Raw genomic sequence first — 17,657 nt, forward strand, 5'->3', positions numbered from 1 at the left:
TCCCGTCATGGAAAAGATTACGCCATTTTTAATGTTTCAAGGAAACGCGGAAGAAGCGATGAATTATTACACCTCTATCATCGAGGATTCGGCGATTACGAGCATCTCTCGTTATGGAGCCAATCAAGCAGGTGAAGAGGGAAGCGTCTTTCAGGCCACCTTTACGTTAAAGGGCCGGGAATATATGTGCATCGATAGTCATGTCAAGCATGGTTTTAATTTTACACCTTCGTTTTCTCTTTTTATTACGGCTGTGACGGAAGAAGAAATTGACCGTCTTTTTAAACAATTATCTGAGGGCGGGTCTGTCTTAATGCCATTAGGCGATTACTCGTTCAGCAGAAAGTTTGGTTGGGTAGTTGATAAATTCGGAGTTGCTTGGCAAATTAATCTCCCATAATAACGGAGCTATATAATCGTGCCAAAGAAAAGTTTGAAGCTTCGCACTCCGACGTGTCCATTCAATTTATTACAACAAATGCAATATCAAATACAAGTATTACGAATGAATTAAAGGCGGTAATTGATGCTGGAAAATCGCCTGATTTAGTTTTGTTTGGTAGCGCCGTTCTTCCATCGATTGTAGGTAAGAATGGATTTATTGACATCGAACAACTAGCAAAAATAAATGGAACTGATCTTAACGAATTTTTCGATACAAATCTATTGGGCAATTTTAAGTATGAAGATAAGCTGTTTGCAATTCCGGTTGGGGCAACTCCAATTGTTGTAATGTATAACAAAAAAATATTTAGTTCTTTAGGGATTTCCGAACCCAAAAGTGATTGGTCGTGGGATAATTTTGCTGAGATCGCTAAGAGACTTAAGAACGATACCTCATCTTCAAAAAATGGTGTCACTACGATCTTTCCATTAACCAATCATCATTTGTCATCATTGGTTCTTAGTAATGGCGGTTCTTTTCTTTCTCCAGATGGTTTGACGATGCAAGGGTATCTAGATAGCGATAGTAGTGTATCTGCCATCGAATGGTATTCCAAGATGGTTCATGAAGGTATTGTTCAACCCAAATACATAACGAATACTCCGATCGAAGTTGAGAAGGGTACGGTAGGAATGTATGTTTCAAAATATAATGAACTTTCTCTTCTCACCGACCAGCAAAAAGAAAATATGGGTGTGGTTGTGCAACCTTCATTTTCTCAAAGAACTAAGTCGATTCATGGTAGTATTACAGGAATGGGGATCCTTAAGGATTCTAAAAATGCAGATTTGGCTTTTGAGTTTATGAAGTTTGTAACGATGGATAGTAATGAGATCACAACCGATCTGTTTAAAAGTTCATATAATATATCTAAATCTGTATATAGTGCAATGAAAAAGGATCAGTTCATATCGGTATTAATGGAATCTCTTCCACTTATAAAGAATGATATCTATGGGCGTAATCCTTATTTAATGAATATTCAGACAGATATTCAAAAGAAGTTGGAACAAACCATTTTACAAAATCAGGATATTAAGTCAAGTTTGACTGAAGTAGCAAAGTCAGCGGAACCGGAATTAAAGAAAAATAAATAAAGATACAAGATTTGGCATAGTTTATCTTTTGGATGTATTCTTGTTTAAATAATTCTGTAGCTTCAGGTCTTTAGATTTTGTTATTGGAGAAATAATGTGTTAATAGGACAATTTGAGCCATTTCGCTAAATAAGTGAATGGTTCTTTTTTTCCGTAGTTTTAAGAATTGCTTATTATGGGACCGCAGTTCTTTTGATGATTTCTTCTAGTTTTTCATTAAAATGCTTATATAATAATTTGTTCAATCTATTTAAAAGAAGGGAGTTTGTTCATTTAAGTGGATTTGATCCGGCCAAATTATTGGAATATCTGGAATTTGACCTGATCAGGCATAACCGATGCACAATCTCGTCAATCCTAAAACCATTAGAATATTTTTCTAAGCATAGTCATACTTGGTTTCCACCATCATTGAAGTGGTGTTCTGAGTGTGTGAAGAAGGGTTATCACAGCTGGTTGCATCAGTTTTTACTTGTTAAATGTTGTCCCACTCATCAAATCGACTTGGTTAGTGCATGCCCGGGCTGTTTGAATCAAATACCCTTCTTACTGAGTGACAACAGTTTCAGTGACCCTTTTACTTGTAAATGCGGATATAAATTATCCGATATTACATTGGCACAGTGGTCTGAATGGAATTTCCATGCAAAGATTGTGGATGATAACGTGTTGAACTGGTTAGCAAGGAGGGGAGTTGAAACTGAAACAGATCGGTTACTGTTTATTTCTCGGTCTGTTTCTGTTGACATGTTTAATCTCAAACCAGCCATCACCTCAAGGTTTCCTGGCGGTGAACATATAAAGAAGATAACCAAGAGGGACTATTCTTTAAGTAAGAAGTTCAAAGAACATGTATATGATGAAAATAAACAATGTTTCAGAGCCATAGACAGATTTGTAAGAAAAAAATACTTAGCTAATCACCACATTTGTTTACATACCCTACAACAGCTCCGGAAGGAGAAGGAAGGGGCGTTTCCTCAAATATGTCCGTATGCATTTGCCTATGTATTTTGGAAACATACCTTGCTGCAGACAGATCATTTTCACACTGCTATAAGAGCAGATGAAACTAATCGCAGAACATATGATGGATTTGAATTTGCAACTCAACTTATCCAAAATCATATAAATGACTTTAAAGAAAAGTTGTTTGGCCACACCAATCTTTATGAATTTGATAACAGAAGACTGTTTGACTGGATTGTAAATCGATTCACATCCGATTTATGTTTAAATTACTTCTATAAATGGCTTGAGATTGCAAAAGATGGATCTGAACAAATTCGTGTTCCTGATTGGAATCAAGTTTTAATAATGGCAACAAAAAGTATTCCCAATATGATATTTAAACACAAATTCAATGTAAATGAGCCACAAGAGGTTCACATAATAAAAAAAGAATCAAGAAATATAGTAGAACTAGAAAAAATAATTTACAACATGCAATGTCCTCACAAATCAAAACGAGTAAAGAAAGAATTACGAAATATGAATTCGTTCACACCACAAAGTGTATCCATGAGAAATTTCGAAGAGCCGAATACTGAACAGGATAAATCATTACAAGTTTACGTCGATCAGTACGTATCAAGGCTCACAATTTAAGAAATACAATGTTTTGAAAACCCAACGGAATTTGCGTTGGGTTTTTTCGTTTTTTCGTTTGTAAGGCCTGCACAATTTGTCGGGAATGGGATAAAGTTCTTGTCATTTATGGGATAAGGTTCTTGTCATCCGACAAGAGCTAAAAATCATCGGCGCAGTCTGCCCGATTATAGACATATGTATAAAATACGGGTTTTGTGAACATGTGAACGTATTCAATTCGAATATGACGTCGCAACGCACAGACTGGTTTGGTTGGGTTGGAGTTCAATGTCTCTCCATACGGGATAGCTCTGACCCCATATGATTGAATTAATTTCATGAGCAATCACATGACGCAAGATTTCGCCTTTACTGAAACGCTCATCCGTTCAAACCATTCATCTCTAACCATCCATTGTATCGAAATAAATTTATCAACAACGGCACTACTTCCAATCCTGACCACTCATTTCCAAACACTGTTTATTCGTATAGTCAATAGTCAATCAAAGTTCCTCATTTTGTTATGCTAAGGGAACTTAACGAACTGATTGAGCATTTTACGATTTTACCCAGCCGGGCAGAAGTATCGCTTCCGTCCGGCTGTTGACCTTCTCGGATCTATTACTTTGAATATGTTGTGTTTTTTAGATCATCTGACAATAGGTTCTAAATGCGCATACTGCTCTACAGTCCTATTACCCTGGAAATAGAACCTGCCGGAAAAGACGCACGGACGTCGCCGTGCAAATAAATAAGATAGGTTCCTCGCGAGCCACCATAATCGTTAACTGAACCAAGAATGTTGAATAAAGTGCCAGCTTCAGTATAAATTTTCGTATAATTATACTGTTTGTCTTTGGGCAATTTTAATATGACGAATGTATTCGTCCCTGCTAGTCCGATACTATCAACCTTAGTCGTAATGGAACTTAAAATTTCATCCAATTGTACGAATTGAGCAGAGCCTGGATTGAAATAAAGATATCCGTTTCGCACGATGTTGTCCTTAACGGTTAAACTTTCTACGTCCGAGATCGCTCCCGTGACGGAGAAAAGATTTTGGTCGACATTGGAATTGATATAATTGTTCGTGATGTAAGTGCGCAAAGTTCTTGTATTTGTACTCCCGCCAGACATATTCAGGTTGGCTGTTCGGAATAAGAAAGCAGTGTCATTATCCGAAATGATGTCTGAACCCGATAATTGATATGTACCCCCTCCATAGATATTAAATGCATATTTAGTGGCATGAATTTCGCTAGATAAACATTTGACGTCGAGATAATCCATTGAATAAATTCCATACTCGGCTCCAGTAATGGTCACATTGGAAAGATGGATTCTACCGCTCAAATAGTTTGTATTGACAATGCCACTCGATTTTTTGACTCTCAAATCGTCAAAAGAATGCCAGGCAGATTCTTCTGACGTCTGAATAACAGTATCCTTCAGATAAAGGTGATGAAATCCACTTCCGGGATTCTTAAAGTCTAGAAACACACCTGACACTTTATTATTCATAAAGCTGCAGCCGATCACTCTATGAACCGTTTTGGTCGCATTCAAGCCGCGTGCTCCCGCGAACAGTCCTATGAGACAATCGTCGGATACCACTCCATGCATCGTTAAATTGGTAAAAATGGCCGAGACGGCACATCCAAGAGATTTCGCATCTCCCCCAATTCTGCAGTTCTTGAATATTCCCCCCTGAATATTCACATTCAGTACTAGTGATTGGTCTCCTTCCGCTACAATCCCTCCCTTTCCCGAATAAATCGAATATCCCGGCTCCTTCCAACCGTTGCAATTAATAAAGTTGTAGGTTCTTTTCATGTTAATGGAATTGGCGCACCAATTGTCGATGGCATACATCGCATAGCCTAATGAGCTGGCGTTCGCAAAACAATCCCTCACCAAAATATCGTCACAAGAGGAGAAATACATCACTCCAACAGAGCCGCAATAGCGGGCGGTAATATTCTGTACGGTAATCGAAGTGCTTCGAGCCACGAGAAGAGCGTGTCCTCCTTTCTCGATGCAGAAGTTTGTTCTGCCATCACCCCATGCTTGACCGACGCCGGCGTCGGAATTCCCCCAATTTTCTCCCTTACTTTCGATACGTAAGTTTCTGATTTGCAGGTTGCTGCACTGATCTATCGCGACGGTTGTATGAAAATAACTTTTTACACCTGTCGGCCCTTGTCCATTTGGATGTATCCAAGACGACTCCCCATCACCGTAAATACTGACTCGATTTAATCCCCTGATTACTAAGCATCCGGAATCAATAATATATTCCCCCTTGGGAAAATATAGGCTGCTTCCGTCATGTAAAGCGGCAATTGCTTTTCTGATATTTACCGTATCATCCGCGACACCGTCACCTCGAGCACCGAACCATTTGACATCGAGTGCACCATCAAATATGCGTTTGAACCTCAATCCACTTGAAGAAACGATAATGGTTCCGGTGTTATCTGCTGAGCTCGAATCGAAGGAGTCATAATAAAAAGGTCCCTCTTGCCCCTGATCCGTAACATAATAAACATTCCCGGATTTTGCTGTGGATATCGTCCGTAATTCGGCAATAGTGATGGCAAGAACGCAATTTGATTCCCATCCGCCCCCATTGCCGTAAACACTTCCTGTTACAGTTTCGCTATTGTTATTGCCAGCCGCCAAGCTTATATTGTTACTTAAAAATGCGCCTGCTGCAATCGTCGCTCCGGCAATTCCGATCGAAGCTACGAGTTCTCTTCTGCTTAATCTCTCCTTCATCTCTATTCTCCGATTTGATTGCTCTCCTTTGGTTTTTCCATTCATGTTCTATTCCTCCTGTTTGGTGTATAAGTGTTTCGGTTTCTTGAACTATTTTAGTGATGCTTTGGATTGGAATATTATTTCCAATATATGTTATTTCGGGAGATGTAAACAAGCAAATTTGCGGGTTAATATATCCGAAGATTCGTATAAAGGCTTAACAAATCTGCCATACAACATTCAGTGGAGTTGTAGTACTCTGTTTGAATATGCGTCTAGCGGTACTTCTTAATAAACTCGACCGCGCGGCGGATGTCGCTTTTCGGATTGTCTCCGACTTCACGTTCGATCGTTAAATAACCCTTATAGCCGATGTCCGAAAGCGCGGCGAAATAATCATCGAACTTGACGCTCCCTTCTCCGAGCGGAACTTCGCGGAAAGCTTCTCCCTCGCTTGCCAAGTTGGCGATTTCGTCATGCGACATCCCCTTATGTCCGAAGAAACCGTATACGGCTATCGGATCAACATAATTGTGGAATTTGACACCGTCCTTGACATGGGTGTGTACGATGTAATCCTTAAGCGTATAGATGCCCTGGACGGGGTCGTCTCCGGTAACCATTACAAAATTCGCAGGGTCAAAGTTTACAGCAACTCCTTTGGAGGAAAGCTTATCCAGGAACCGCTTGAGATGAATAGCCGTTTCCGGCCCAGTTTCGATTGCGAAAAAAGCATTTCGCTCCGCTGCGTAACTGGCCAGTTCGTCGCATGCTTTTAGCAAATTTCCATAAATCGGGTGTGATTCCTCCGGCACGATGCCGATATGAGTGGTGACAATGTTCGTGCCCAGTTCCAAAGCCAGATCGAGAATCCGCTTGGACTTTTCCACCTTCAACGGGTTCGCCGCCGCATCCTGGAAGCCATGGCCGCCGATATCGCCGCATAGAGCGGCAATTTCGAGCCCTAGCGAGTCGATATATACTTTTAGCTCCTTGCGAGCGCCAGCCGAAAGGTTATCCGGATCCATCTCTCCGCATACGGCGTAAATTTGCACACCCTCCGCTCCGACCTCCGCCGCTTCTTTCAGTCCTTCGCGCACGCCGACGCCGAAGCTGTCCACGATGACACCGATTTTATTCGTCATCTTCATCTGCTACGTCTCCCCGAATTGAATTTCTTTGCCGATTCTAGCCGACTCGTAAATGCCGCATAACATTTTCATCATTTCCACGCCATCCTCTACTGGACTAAGCGTTTGGGTACGTCCGAAGCACGAATCGACAAAATGGTTGATTTCATTCGCGAAGGCTTTGATGCCGTCAAAGCCGCGATTGTCCACCTGTGGCGTAACATTCAGGATCGTATTATGTCTTTCACTGACCAGCAGCAGCTCGGGCTCGAGCTCTACGCCGCCTTTTTCTCCGTAAATTTTGGCCGAGATTTCATCCTGCTTCGCATGAAGGGAGAAGCTTACGTCAACTAGTAGAGAAGCCCCGTTCTCAAAGCGAATCAAGGCGTTCGCTAAATCTTCGACGTCGTTCTTGTCTGGGTCGTAATCCGCCGATCTGTAGTAGGCAAGGTTCTCGATATTGGAGCGGTTTCCAAGCTTATGGTATGAATTTCCGCTTATCGATTTGACCTTCGGCCGGCCCATCAAATACCAGCACAGGTCGATGACATGGACGCCTAAATCGATCAACGGACCGCCACCCGATCGTTTCTGGTCGGAAAACCAGCCCCCCGGATTACCGATTCTGCGCAAGCACGACGCTTTAGCGTAATAGACGTTGCCAATCTCTCCCGCTTCGACAAAACGGTTTGCAATTTTCGTGTTGCTACCATAACGGCGTACGAATCCGACCTGTAACACGCGGTCGCTCGCCCGTACCGCATTCTCGACTTCGACCGCTTCCTCGACGGTTTTGCAGAGTGGCTTCTCGACCAGGACATGTTTTCCGTTATTAATGGCTGCAATCGAAATCAGAGCGTGCAGATGGTTCGGTGTACAAATGCTTACGGCCTCGAGCTCAGGATCGCTCAACATTTCGAGGTAATCGGTATAAATTTTGCTTATGCCGTATTGCTTGGCCTTTTCACTGGCCCGCTCCTCCACCAAGTCACAGATCGCATACATTTCGACTTCAGGGTTTGCGGAATAGGAGCGCATATGAATATCGGCAATGCCTCCTGTACCTATAACGCCTACTTTCAGTTTAGGCATACCAGGTTATCTTCCTTTCTGCTCGTAGCGCCCATAGTGTATTTATCCATAACGGCTAGCTAATCATTAACCGAAAACGATTATTTGGCAGCAGTCCTCTACAAATATCAATATAAATATAAGAAATCTAATTTTCATGTAGAGCCTGGATCGTATCCCTCCTGCTAAGAGCCGCTCGGTTTAACCTACCAAGAGATGCCGATCGCTCCGCTGATGTTCTTCACGATCAAGCGATCGTTGTTCGGATGAAGCTCCGGTTTAATCAGTACCCCATTATGAGTTATTTCCACCAAGCCGTTTCTTAAAGCTTCAAGCGGCGGGTAAACGGTCAAGTCCGCCTCTTTCAAACGGGATGCAGCGATCGTTCTAACCGTGCGCTTTACCCGAGTTGGATACGGGCTTTTTTCTTGGCAAAACACGAGACCGGGTTTCGGCTGTCGCACGAATATGCGGCATTCGTCATGAAACGTCCGCCCCAGCCGATAATCCGCGATACCATCTTCTACATACACAGTCTGTCCCGGGAACAGCGGCACTCCTTCGGGAGTTCCCAGCCGGAAGGCGACCGACGTGTCTTGGGCGCAGCCGGTAAACCAATAAGCGTTGTCGCTGCGGGTGATGAATAGCATAACCGCTCGGGACTCGGCATCGACGCGCGCCTGGCGCAGCGTCCAGCCAAAATCGTCAAGCGCGTAGCGCAGCAAAACCGATGAATCAGCGAAGTAGCCTTCTTGACGTACTGGCAGGTGCCCCGGCTTCGCTCCGGCAACGAAAGGCAAGGAACCTCTGACCCAACTGGCGCGACCTCCCTGCCATTCGGGCAGCTCCCGGGTCAGCGCGAACACGTGGGAGCTCTCGCCCTGCCGGACCTCTGCGCGTACAGTTGTCCCTAGATCGTTTGCCTGGGCGACTGTCTCGTCGATCGCTCCGGCGGACATGAGCAAGCCGTGGTTGAGTCGCAAGGCAGGCTCGGATATCTGGGACGAATCAGGCTGTTCTACTCGCAGCTCAAGATCCATTTCCCCCTCGAGGCCGACTTCCGTATGACGCAAGTTGAGTATCGCGCACAGTTGTTCGTCCTCCACCTTGCCGTATATGAGTATCCGGCCGCCGCCTCGTATATACCGTGTCGCCCATTCGGACCATTTTCCTTTTAGCAACGATCCCGGAACGAGCAGCACCGTAGACTTCTTTAGCTCCTCAAGCCGCTGTGCGTTCATGAGAGCGACATTGTCGGTACTCACTACGGTATTCAGCGGTAAACCTTCATTGATGGCATTGCGAATCAGCCATTCCTCGAAAAATATTGTTCCCGACCGGCTGACATCTTCGGCGACCGCCTCCTGGTATTCGCGGAACGGATAAAGCCATGTCAGCAAACCAGGCTGGTCCGGGAACTCGCGGATCGCTCGCTGCATATGCGGGATAACTTCGTTCGGCCCTTCTGCCCACAAACTGCCCTTCTCGGTGTCGATGGACAAGATTTCCACAATGCTCGGCCCCTCGATTTGACCGTCAGCATTCAGCCGGCCAACAGACAATGGGCAATAAATGTCGTGCGGCTCACGGTCGTAAAAATCCCACCACGGATTTTGCCAAAACCACGGATCATTAACGTAAAATCGAAACATGAACATCTCCTTCGGCAGATAGGCGATCCGTGACATATACCCAGCAAGTTCCAGGCCGAAGTCGTAATTCATGGCCGCCCACGGCGAGTTCGGAGGTGGAAACTCCAGGTACTGCTTGTCGTACAGCTCAAGTAGCGGAATACAATCTTTGGCCGCTTCCATGCCCGATCCGTAGTTCGTTCCGCGAACCTCCGTTCGAAAGCCTGGGCACTCCCGCTTGAAATCGTCCCAGAACGACATTACGAGCCCACTCAGCTCGCGGTAATCGGCAAGCGGCATCTTATTCCCGTCGAAGTTCGCGCCAAGGTATGTCCACGGAAAGTAGGAAAATCCAAAACCGTTGGAAAACCAAATATAGTCGAATTCTAGCTTGGGGAGAAAGCTCGCGCATTGGCGGCCGAGAAACGTCCCAAACGAAGTCCCTTCTTCTATCCCCTGAGGAAAGCCGGCATACGGCGTCGGGTCAGCATTAAGCTTCGACCACGGGCAAACGACCGTATAGTGGTCTTTCAGGGCGATTTCGCGTCCGCCTAGCCAGGCGCGGTTGATTTCTGGATGTCGCTTATATTTGAATTCGGAATAGGCGAATTCCGGTCCGGGATCAAAGGTCGCCCCCACTTCCAGCTTCACCCCAAATTGTTCGGCGGCAACACGCTTCAACGTTCGTACGATTTCTCGCAAATCGCTGTACGTGATCGTCATCGGGCTATCTATATAAGGAATCGCCGTCTGTGGATTACCGTCGCCGGGAGTATGGCCGAACATCTCCTCATTTGCGAAGCCGATGTATTTCGCCCACTCCAGTTCCCTCTCTAAGTTACCATCCCATTCCAATATTTCGCTGCCGTCGGACACCCACAGCAGTATAGTGCACATGTCCCCCATCCGGATCAGCGGCAGCCATTGCCGGAACGCTTCTGTGCATACTTGCTCGATATACGCCGGCTCCATACGGCGAAACGGCTTCAAGCTCATCTCCAGTGAGACGCGGCGAAGCGGCCGCTTCCCTCCCGCTTCGTTGGGATACACTCCCACGTTTGTCGTCGTATCGAAATCCAATCTCCGTTCCCAATTTGCGTGCATCTTCATGCTCTCCTCCCTTGATCAGACGATTTCAAGCGACATTCCCATCATCCGGGACACTTTGGCGAGCTGCGCGTTCATCCGCCCTACACCAAGCGCAAAATGATGCGTCGGTCCGGCCATGGACCATTGCTCGACAAATTCGGCGGCTCCCCTATGAAACCGACAGCGTGTATTCGTGTTTCCCGTTTTAGGGATCAGCCCTTTTATCGATTCTCCTTCCGCCGCAATCCATTTGTACTTACCGTTTTCGTCTTGGGAAATGCTGAGCAACGTTACGGGCCCAGCAGCTATACTGAATTCGACGCCGATGCCGGAGCCGCGTTTGCCGTGAAACAGTTCCAGTCCTCGGATGATCGGCCGTCCGTCGCTGATCTTCACGTTATGCGGGCCGTCATGGCCGACCAATACGATATTGTCCTCAAAATCGCATGGGTGCAGTTCCGCAAACGAACCTCCAGCATCGAGCCTCTCCATGATCAGCATAGCGGCGCACGTCTTTAAGTCCGCCTCGCCGGCGAGAGGCACGCCTTTACCGGTTAGCAAAGAGTTGCCGAGCACCATATTGGAGCTGATCCGCTCGTATTCGTTGTTATCCAAACCGCGATAGTAATACGCCATGCCCGTCAAATCGAATTCTACGATCAGCCTATCCATCCCGACCGCCACGCGCGCTGCCCACTCCAGATCTTCCCGGCATACCGGCCGGGTAACCGGATCGATAAACGGATCAGCTATCGTAAACATACTGTGGATTTCTTCAAGCTTTTCGGTCATTTCCGCGGGCTTCACCTCTCGCACCAGCTTGGCCAAATCGCACATTTCCAACATGCGCACATGCGCACCGAAAGCGGTCGTGAATGCCGTCGGGTCGGAGTTCATGTCGTACATACCCTCATATGTATGTCCCAAATAACCGATATTGGTATATTTGAACGCCCGGACCGCTCTTGCTGCTTGACACCATTGCTTCAGCTCGGTTATGGCGTGCTCGTTGTCGCGCAAAGTTCCGACGACGATCCCCATGGCCGGCTTGCCCGCGCGGATGAGCACGCCGCCGATTTCCGGAAGTGAACAAATGTTGTCGTTGGCCAACTGCATGTACGTTGTCGTGTTGTGGTAATCGAGCCGATTTTGCGGCTGCAGCGCCACCAGTACTGCCGGAATGCCGGACTGCAAAATGACGGTCGCTGCCGTAGACGACGTCACATAGGTGCTCAAGAAGCAAAATAGCAAATCCACGTCCTGCGTCTTCAAATATTGCGCAGCTTGAAACGATCGGTCCACATTGTCCGTGAATCCGGCGTATACCACCTCAACACCAAACCCACTAACCATTTGCTCGAACTGCTTGCCGTAGCCCTCCAATTCCTCCTTCAATCCCGGAAATTGCGCCCAGTAAGGCTCGTGTCCTACCGTAACGATGCCGATCCGTGCCTTTTTTCTCTCCAATTGTCGCATGTCTCTCTATCTCCTCTACTTGAGCTGAATATCCATCTCGGATTGGGTAGGCGGGCAGCAGTAAAAGCATGTCTGGCATCGTTAGCTTCCCCCAGCCACTCTAAGCAGGTGCTCCATATGCTGCTAGAACCAAACCAGCCGTACGACGCTGCCCCTTTTCCCTGCCTTCCCGGCGGTTTTGACCATTCATCCCTTAGGCGATTGTCACCAAATCGGAATACTGCGGATTGCATCCTTAATCTGCTTCAGTGCGCCTCCGTTGCTCTCCCCTCCTCGCAATTTCATCCGTGCCGCAGCTGCGCCAGTGGGTGGATGTAAGCGCTTAACCGACAATGGATAGCCACCCTTTTTATTTCTCTATCTTCCCCCTCGTTTGGAATGAAGAAGTAGAAATAAACGTTTGAATCCGTATCGCATACGCAAGGGCCCTTACAACCTAATCATAGCTATTCATCCGGTAACGAGCCATGATTGTAACAACGATATTTTGAGTAAAACTACGATATGTGTTAAATGAAGAAGGATTTCGAGATATAATGAATTCCCCGGTTGCCGTTTCGTACACTTGTTTTTGCTTAAAACATTGCTGAATGATGAGAACCAGGACGTACTCAGATTGGTTTTAGTTCGCCGTGGTGTAGAATGTTTTTAGAGTTCATTGGAGCTAGGTTGATGTTAAGATGACCAGAATCAAATAGATTAGCGGAAACGGCTTCCAGCTTCAACTGAACATAAAAAACAACCGGCATGCTTTTGGCATACCGGTCTGAGGAGAAAATTTGATGCAGCTTACTCGTACTGTCGGATTACTTCTTCTTTGCCATCTCTTCAGCAATTTTTTTATTGACATCCTCTTCGGCTTCCCGAAGGGCAGTGTTCAGGTCTTTTTGACCCTGCACATATTGGCTGAAATAAGTTGTCAGCGCCTTACGGGCAATTTCGTCGTACTTGCTCGCTTCCTTCGTCGGCGCAAGCTTATTCGCATAGAGCGCCTTCAAATTTTTATTGGCAATGGAAGGATAGTCTTTGCCAGTCGCCTTGCGCACTTCTTCGCTTTTTAGCGCGGTTAGGCGAAGAATGCCTGCGCCTTGCTTCTGCACTTCATCCGACAGCAGCACCTTGATCACTTGCATCGCCTGATCCTTATATTTGCTTGTCGGAGAGATCGCAAACGTACTGGCCAAAAATTGCAAGCTCGTCTTCGGCGTTTCCGGGAACGACGGGAATGAAACGATATCGAAGTTTAGCGGATTGCCTTCCTTATCCAACGCGAGCAATGTAGGAAACAAAGTCGTTCCCGCTCCCATCGCCACCGTGCGATTTTTCGTAAAATCGTCATTATTGATCGCTGCCGTTTCATTGCCGGGAATATTGGTGAATTTTCCGTAAGTCTCGAACAGCTTCTTCCACGCATCGGTCGTAAACGACGCTTTCCCCGCCTTCGCATCGGCTACGAGAGGAGCGGACAACTGATTATAGCCGAGATAAATCGAAGGCGCAAAGTTGAATCCTTTATACTGCACTCCGCCCTCGCTGCGGGTAAGCCTGACAGCAAGCTGGTATACCTCTTCCCAGTTCATGCCATCTTTCGGGTAAGGCACGGCAAACTTATCGAAAATGTCTTTATTGTAATAGAGCGCATAGTTGGCCGTTCCGAACGGCATCGTCAGCAGTTCGCCCTTCTCGGAATATTTGCGGACACTGTCAATCAGTCCGTCGTCGATCCGCGACAAATCGATATTATGCGCCTTGATCAGTGGATCCAGATTGGTTAGCAGCCCAAGCTCGTTGTAATCGAGCAGCTTATTATTCGGAAAAAACAATAGATCGGGTATCGTTCCCGCCGTAACCAGATCCTGCGCAGTCGAGCCTTTTCCTTCGATAATCGTCTTAATCGTAATGTGCGGTAGCTCCCGCTTAATATGACTTACGATGTATTGATCAATGTATTCCTGAGTCAAATTGGCGAATAAAGTGAGTGTGACCGGTGCCGTACTGACGGACGGCTGCTGCGTTGCATCCGATGGCTCAGCTATCCCAGCAGATGGTGTCGGTCCTGAGCCTCCACAAGCGTTAAGTACTGCTCCTAGTAATCCGATAACACAAAGCAGTGACGTTTGTTTCAATCCCATTTTCATTCATAGCCCCCCTAAATGATGTAGACAAGAAAACGCTTACTCTATCCCGTTCAACTGCAACTTCATATGCGGCCACATATAGTTTTATCTTATCTACGAAGAAACTTGATTACAATGAACCTGATTACGGTTATTGGTAGGAATCTACGATTTGATTGGTCGGAAATCGCCCGGTTGGACAAGGTAGACGGTTCCGATTTATACTTGTGTGGTACATAAAGAGCATGATGTGATCGAACACGACGGTTGGTTTCATACTAAATCAGAAGGTGATTACCGATGATTTCGCCAATAGCCATTTATTTCGAACGCTGCGAAACGAATTGGATCGTGCCTCCAAGTTTGACTAGCAACCATATTTTGCTTTTGGTGACGGAGGGCGCATGCATTTATACAGTCGAAGGAAATGATCTTCACTTGAAGCGCGGAGACGCCCTTTACGTGCCGAAAGGCGTGACGCGCTCCGTTGAAAACCTGCAATCCCATATGCATTGGTACGTCGCTCACTTCCGTGTGGAAGGAAGCGTAGAGCCAACCGTTCCTATGCTGCTAAATAACCAGTACTTACATGTACGGCTGTTTAACAGCGACTATTTGATAAACCGCTTTTCCGATCTCACACAATATTGGCTACGTAAGCCCGAATACTATGAAACGATCTATCACAGCGTATTGTTGGAAATGTTGGCTGTCGTAAACGGCGAAACCGATTCGCGGCAAGTGGCAACGAAATCGTACTCCATCGTCATGCAAATTCAAAACTATATCATGAATCATTACCGTACAGATATTAACATTTCAACTCTCGCTCGATTTGTCGACCGAACGCCAAACTATATCAGCACGGTCTTCCGCCAAGTGACAGGCCGGACAATTACCGAATATATTCAACGAATCCGCATCGCCGAAGCGTGCAACATGTTGATCCACTCCCATATGTCGATAGGCGAAATATCCGATTACTTAGGATTTTGCGAACAATCGTATTTCAACAAAGTGTTTAAGAAAGTGACCGGATTGCCGCCTTCGGCCTACTTGAGAGAACGTACGAAGGTATGGCGGGACTCCGCATTATCTTAGGGAAAATCAATGAGTTGGGGATCCAGTTGACCCATACCGATTCTGGAACAGCTGAGTATCCAGTCTGTAAAGTGAAATGAAACAACGGATTTCGTCTTGAGATGCAAGTTTGCGCATTACCGGGAGCTGCTTTCAAAACCGCAAACTGGAAGTACAAAGGGACTCGCCACGTCAACGAACGAGTCCCTTCCTGCCTTACCTCTCCTCGATTAACTGTGGCGAACCGTTTACAAATATATTGTATCGTTAGTATCAGATATTGCATGGGAATGTCGATCTTACGTATGCCCGCGGCGGATGCTGGAATGGTATTATTAATTTGTTACCTTTCCCAAACCGAAATGCAGCTGCTCATGATCGTCACGGCTTATTCCATAACTAATATGAGTACCCTTGTCGTCTTTATAAATACGAGCTTTTTGATGATCTAGCCCTTCCCAACCTGTGGGAGAAGTTTTGACATAATCCCCTTTTATATATTTTAACGCGGTCCCCTCATCATTCCAAATACTAATGGATAATGAATCCGGGTAATCTCGAAATATTTGATTCATACTTTGATTCATACTACGAATAAGGATCAATTTATTAAGCAAACCATCATTTACTGGAAGATCTTTGACATATACGACAACTTTGATTGTAGCCATAGTAATTAGTACATCGTACACGGGGCACAGCCTCCTACGGCTGACCCAATCGGTAGGCACCTCTCCCCGGACTCCTCTTTAGAGAGACTCTTCTCCTTGCGCAAAATTGTATGTGGTTACATTTCAATCTTCCCCCTTCAGTCGTACCTTGCGGCCGCGCTAACTACTTGAACCGTGACAGTAGCGGGTCCTCCCGCTCTCCTCCGGCGTTCGCTCACGAAAAATGAAAATCGATTGTAGCCTGGACAAGAATCGATATTTACCAAACCACATATCGTGCTCTCGCAGTAGGCAGTCATTGATAGGGATTGCTCAACTATGGGTTATGTATGCACATCAAAATAAGTTTACATAAAAAATATTATGTTAACTATATATTTCTCCATTAAGCAGCTTCAATGTTCCCTTCCTTACAGACGATAATCACGTTCCTCTTCAGCAAGGGAATTGTCATCCGTCCATCATCGTAAGGTTCAATTTCGGGACTGTGTATAAAATCGCAGCCTTCTACCATTTTTTATGTTGAATCTCCTCTCTCCTTTTGGCGTAATATCCTTCCTCCCCAAGCCAATGTATGGTCGCCCCGTCGATTTTCCCGGAATCATTCTTCTGGAAAGAAATACGTACATATGCCGCTTTCGCATAAAATCAATCTGTTCCGCAGTTTCCGATTGGAGGAAAAGCTCCAGTTTGAACCCGAATATGGTAATGAACAAACGCCCCGGCTCCACGGTTACATGAATCGGAATAAACGCTTCATAGGTTCCGGCAAATCCTTCATAACACGCGGGTTGCTCCAGTACCAGATGTTCGGGTTTGTCCGGAAAAAACGAACGGTTTCCCCGAGATTTGCTCAATTAAATAGGTCAGCAAAATATATCCGGAATTCCCGTATTGGAACTGCTCTCCTGGAGGAAAGGCAAGCGGCTGGTCGCGAAATTTTTGTACAACATTCTCCAGCCTCGTGGGTACTTTCATGTTCAGGCCTACGGGATGTGATAGACCGGACGTATGCGTCAACAGATGATGAATGGTGATTTTATCCCCATTCGGAAAATCCGCTAAATACCGGCCGATCGTATGATCCGTGCTAATGCTGCCTTGCTCGTGCAGTATCATGATCGCGGCCGCTGTAAAGGACTTGCTTAAGGACCCCAACTGGAAGATCGTATCACGTGTGTTTTTGACATCATGCTCCCGGTTGGCCATCTCGTAACCTTCGTTTAACACAATCTCGCCATTGTGCGCTACCAGTACAGATCCGCTAAAATAGTCCAATTTCTCGTAAGCTTGCAGATACTCGTTCATCCTTGTCCTCAACGTCTCATGGTTGTGAGCGAGAAAAGACCGGTCGGAGCATTCGGACGAAACAGAAAAATTCATAGCAGCATCCCTCCCGTTATCCATCGTAGCCTCTCGGCATTCGCCGAGGCAGATGGGGCAAGGGATTCCCTATACCCTCCGGCGTATCCATCCTCCTACTTGCGTAGGGGGATT

Annotated in this window: 12 protein-coding genes; 4 read left to right on the plus strand and 8 right to left on the minus strand. The window is 46.0% G+C overall.

Annotation, left to right across the window (positions count from 1 at the left end; all coding sequences use genetic code 11):
- Nucleotides 1–7: 7 nt before the first annotated feature.
- From IDH45_RS25675 to IDH45_RS25685, 3 genes are all read left to right on the plus strand, one after another.
- Nucleotides 8–400 (plus strand): VOC family protein, encoded by a 393-nt coding sequence (locus IDH45_RS25675; protein ID WP_190930999.1) that lies wholly within the window; start codon nt 8–10, stop codon nt 398–400.
- Nucleotides 400–1,542 carry an extracellular solute-binding protein gene (locus IDH45_RS25680; protein WP_317891289.1) on the plus strand — a complete coding sequence of 381 codons (1,143 nt, stop codon included), beginning with the start codon at nt 400–402 and terminating at the stop codon, nt 1,540–1,542. Before IDH45_RS25675 ends, IDH45_RS25680 begins: the two co-directional genes overlap by 1 nt.
- Nucleotides 1,543–2,211: 669 nt before the next feature.
- Nucleotides 2,212–3,150 (plus strand): hypothetical protein, encoded by a 939-nt coding sequence (locus tag IDH45_RS25685; protein ID WP_190931000.1) that lies wholly within the window; start codon nt 2,212–2,214, stop codon nt 3,148–3,150.
- Between the two features lie 669 nt (nt 3,151–3,819).
- Here the strand turns inward: IDH45_RS25685 and IDH45_RS25690 are convergent.
- From IDH45_RS25690 to IDH45_RS25715, 6 genes are all read right to left on the minus strand, one after another.
- On the minus strand, nt 3,820–5,958 hold the full coding sequence (locus tag IDH45_RS25690; protein WP_190931001.1) for a glycosyl hydrolase family 28-related protein: 2,139 nt from the start codon (nt 5,956–5,958) through the stop codon (nt 3,820–3,822).
- Nucleotides 5,959–6,170: 212 nt separating this feature from the next.
- Nucleotides 6,171–7,046: a sugar phosphate isomerase/epimerase family protein gene (locus IDH45_RS25695; RefSeq protein ID WP_190931002.1), complete on the minus strand. Its 876-nt coding sequence runs from the start codon at nt 7,044–7,046 to the stop codon at nt 6,171–6,173.
- A gap of 3 nt (nt 7,047–7,049) precedes the next feature.
- Nucleotides 7,050–8,117, minus strand: a complete 1,068-nt coding sequence (locus IDH45_RS25700; protein ID WP_190931003.1) for a Gfo/Idh/MocA family protein — start codon at nt 8,115–8,117, stop codon at nt 7,050–7,052.
- A gap of 185 nt (nt 8,118–8,302) precedes the next feature.
- Nucleotides 8,303–10,831 (minus strand): hypothetical protein, encoded by a 2,529-nt coding sequence (locus IDH45_RS25705; protein ID WP_190931004.1) that lies wholly within the window; start codon nt 10,829–10,831, stop codon nt 8,303–8,305.
- A 21-nt stretch (nt 10,832–10,852) separates the two neighbouring features.
- Nucleotides 10,853–12,292, minus strand: a complete 1,440-nt coding sequence (locus IDH45_RS25710; RefSeq protein WP_190931005.1) for an L-fucose/L-arabinose isomerase family protein — start codon at nt 12,290–12,292, stop codon at nt 10,853–10,855.
- An 806-nt stretch (nt 12,293–13,098) separates the two neighbouring features.
- Complete coding sequence (locus tag IDH45_RS25715; protein ID WP_190931006.1) at nt 13,099–14,430, minus strand: ABC transporter substrate-binding protein; 1,332 nt, start codon at nt 14,428–14,430, stop codon at nt 13,099–13,101.
- A 279-nt stretch (nt 14,431–14,709) separates the two neighbouring features.
- Here IDH45_RS25715 and IDH45_RS25720 point away from each other — a divergent pair, with 279 nt between their 5' ends.
- Nucleotides 14,710–15,510, plus strand: a complete 801-nt coding sequence (locus tag IDH45_RS25720; protein WP_190931007.1) for an AraC family transcriptional regulator — start codon at nt 14,710–14,712, stop codon at nt 15,508–15,510.
- Between the two features lie 314 nt (nt 15,511–15,824).
- On the opposite strand, the gene IDH45_RS25725 is transcribed toward IDH45_RS25720, so the two are convergent.
- Nucleotides 15,825–16,181, minus strand: coding sequence for a hypothetical protein (locus IDH45_RS25725; protein ID WP_190931008.1), 357 nt, complete (start codon nt 16,179–16,181; stop codon nt 15,825–15,827).
- Between the two features lie 756 nt (nt 16,182–16,937).
- A complete protein-coding gene (locus IDH45_RS25730) occupies nt 16,938–17,543 on the minus strand; it encodes a serine hydrolase domain-containing protein (protein WP_190931009.1) in 606 nt (201 codons plus the stop codon).
- Nucleotides 17,544–17,657 lie beyond the last annotated feature (114 nt).

This window comes from Paenibacillus oceani, assembly GCF_014705615.1.
Lineage (GTDB): Bacteria > Bacillota > Bacilli > Paenibacillales > NBRC-103111 > Paenibacillus_AB > Paenibacillus_AB oceani.

Bases quoted from the DNA above. Each gene is read 5' to 3' on its own strand.
- IDH45_RS25675 (WP_190930999.1), top strand. From the start codon at position 8: ATGGAAAAGATTACGCCATTTTTAATGTTTCAAGGAAACGCGGAAGAA.
- IDH45_RS25690 (WP_190931001.1), bottom strand. From the start codon at position 5,958: ATGAATGGAAAAACCAAAGGAGAGCAATCAAATCGGAGAATAGAGATG.
- IDH45_RS25695 (WP_190931002.1), bottom strand. From the start codon at position 7,046: ATGAAGATGACGAATAAAATCGGTGTCATCGTGGACAGCTTCGGCGTC.
- IDH45_RS25700 (WP_190931003.1), bottom strand. From the start codon at position 8,117: ATGCCTAAACTGAAAGTAGGCGTTATAGGTACAGGAGGCATTGCCGAT.
- IDH45_RS25705 (WP_190931004.1), bottom strand. From the start codon at position 10,831: ATGCACGCAAATTGGGAACGGAGATTGGATTTCGATACGACGACAAAC.
- IDH45_RS25710 (WP_190931005.1), bottom strand. From the start codon at position 12,292: ATGCGACAATTGGAGAGAAAAAAGGCACGGATCGGCATCGTTACGGTA.
- IDH45_RS25715 (WP_190931006.1), bottom strand. From the start codon at position 14,430: ATGAAAATGGGATTGAAACAAACGTCACTGCTTTGTGTTATCGGATTA.
- IDH45_RS25720 (WP_190931007.1), top strand. From the start codon at position 14,710: ATGATTTCGCCAATAGCCATTTATTTCGAACGCTGCGAAACGAATTGG.
- IDH45_RS25730 (WP_190931009.1), bottom strand. From the start codon at position 17,543: ATGAATTTTTCTGTTTCGTCCGAATGCTCCGACCGGTCTTTTCTCGCT.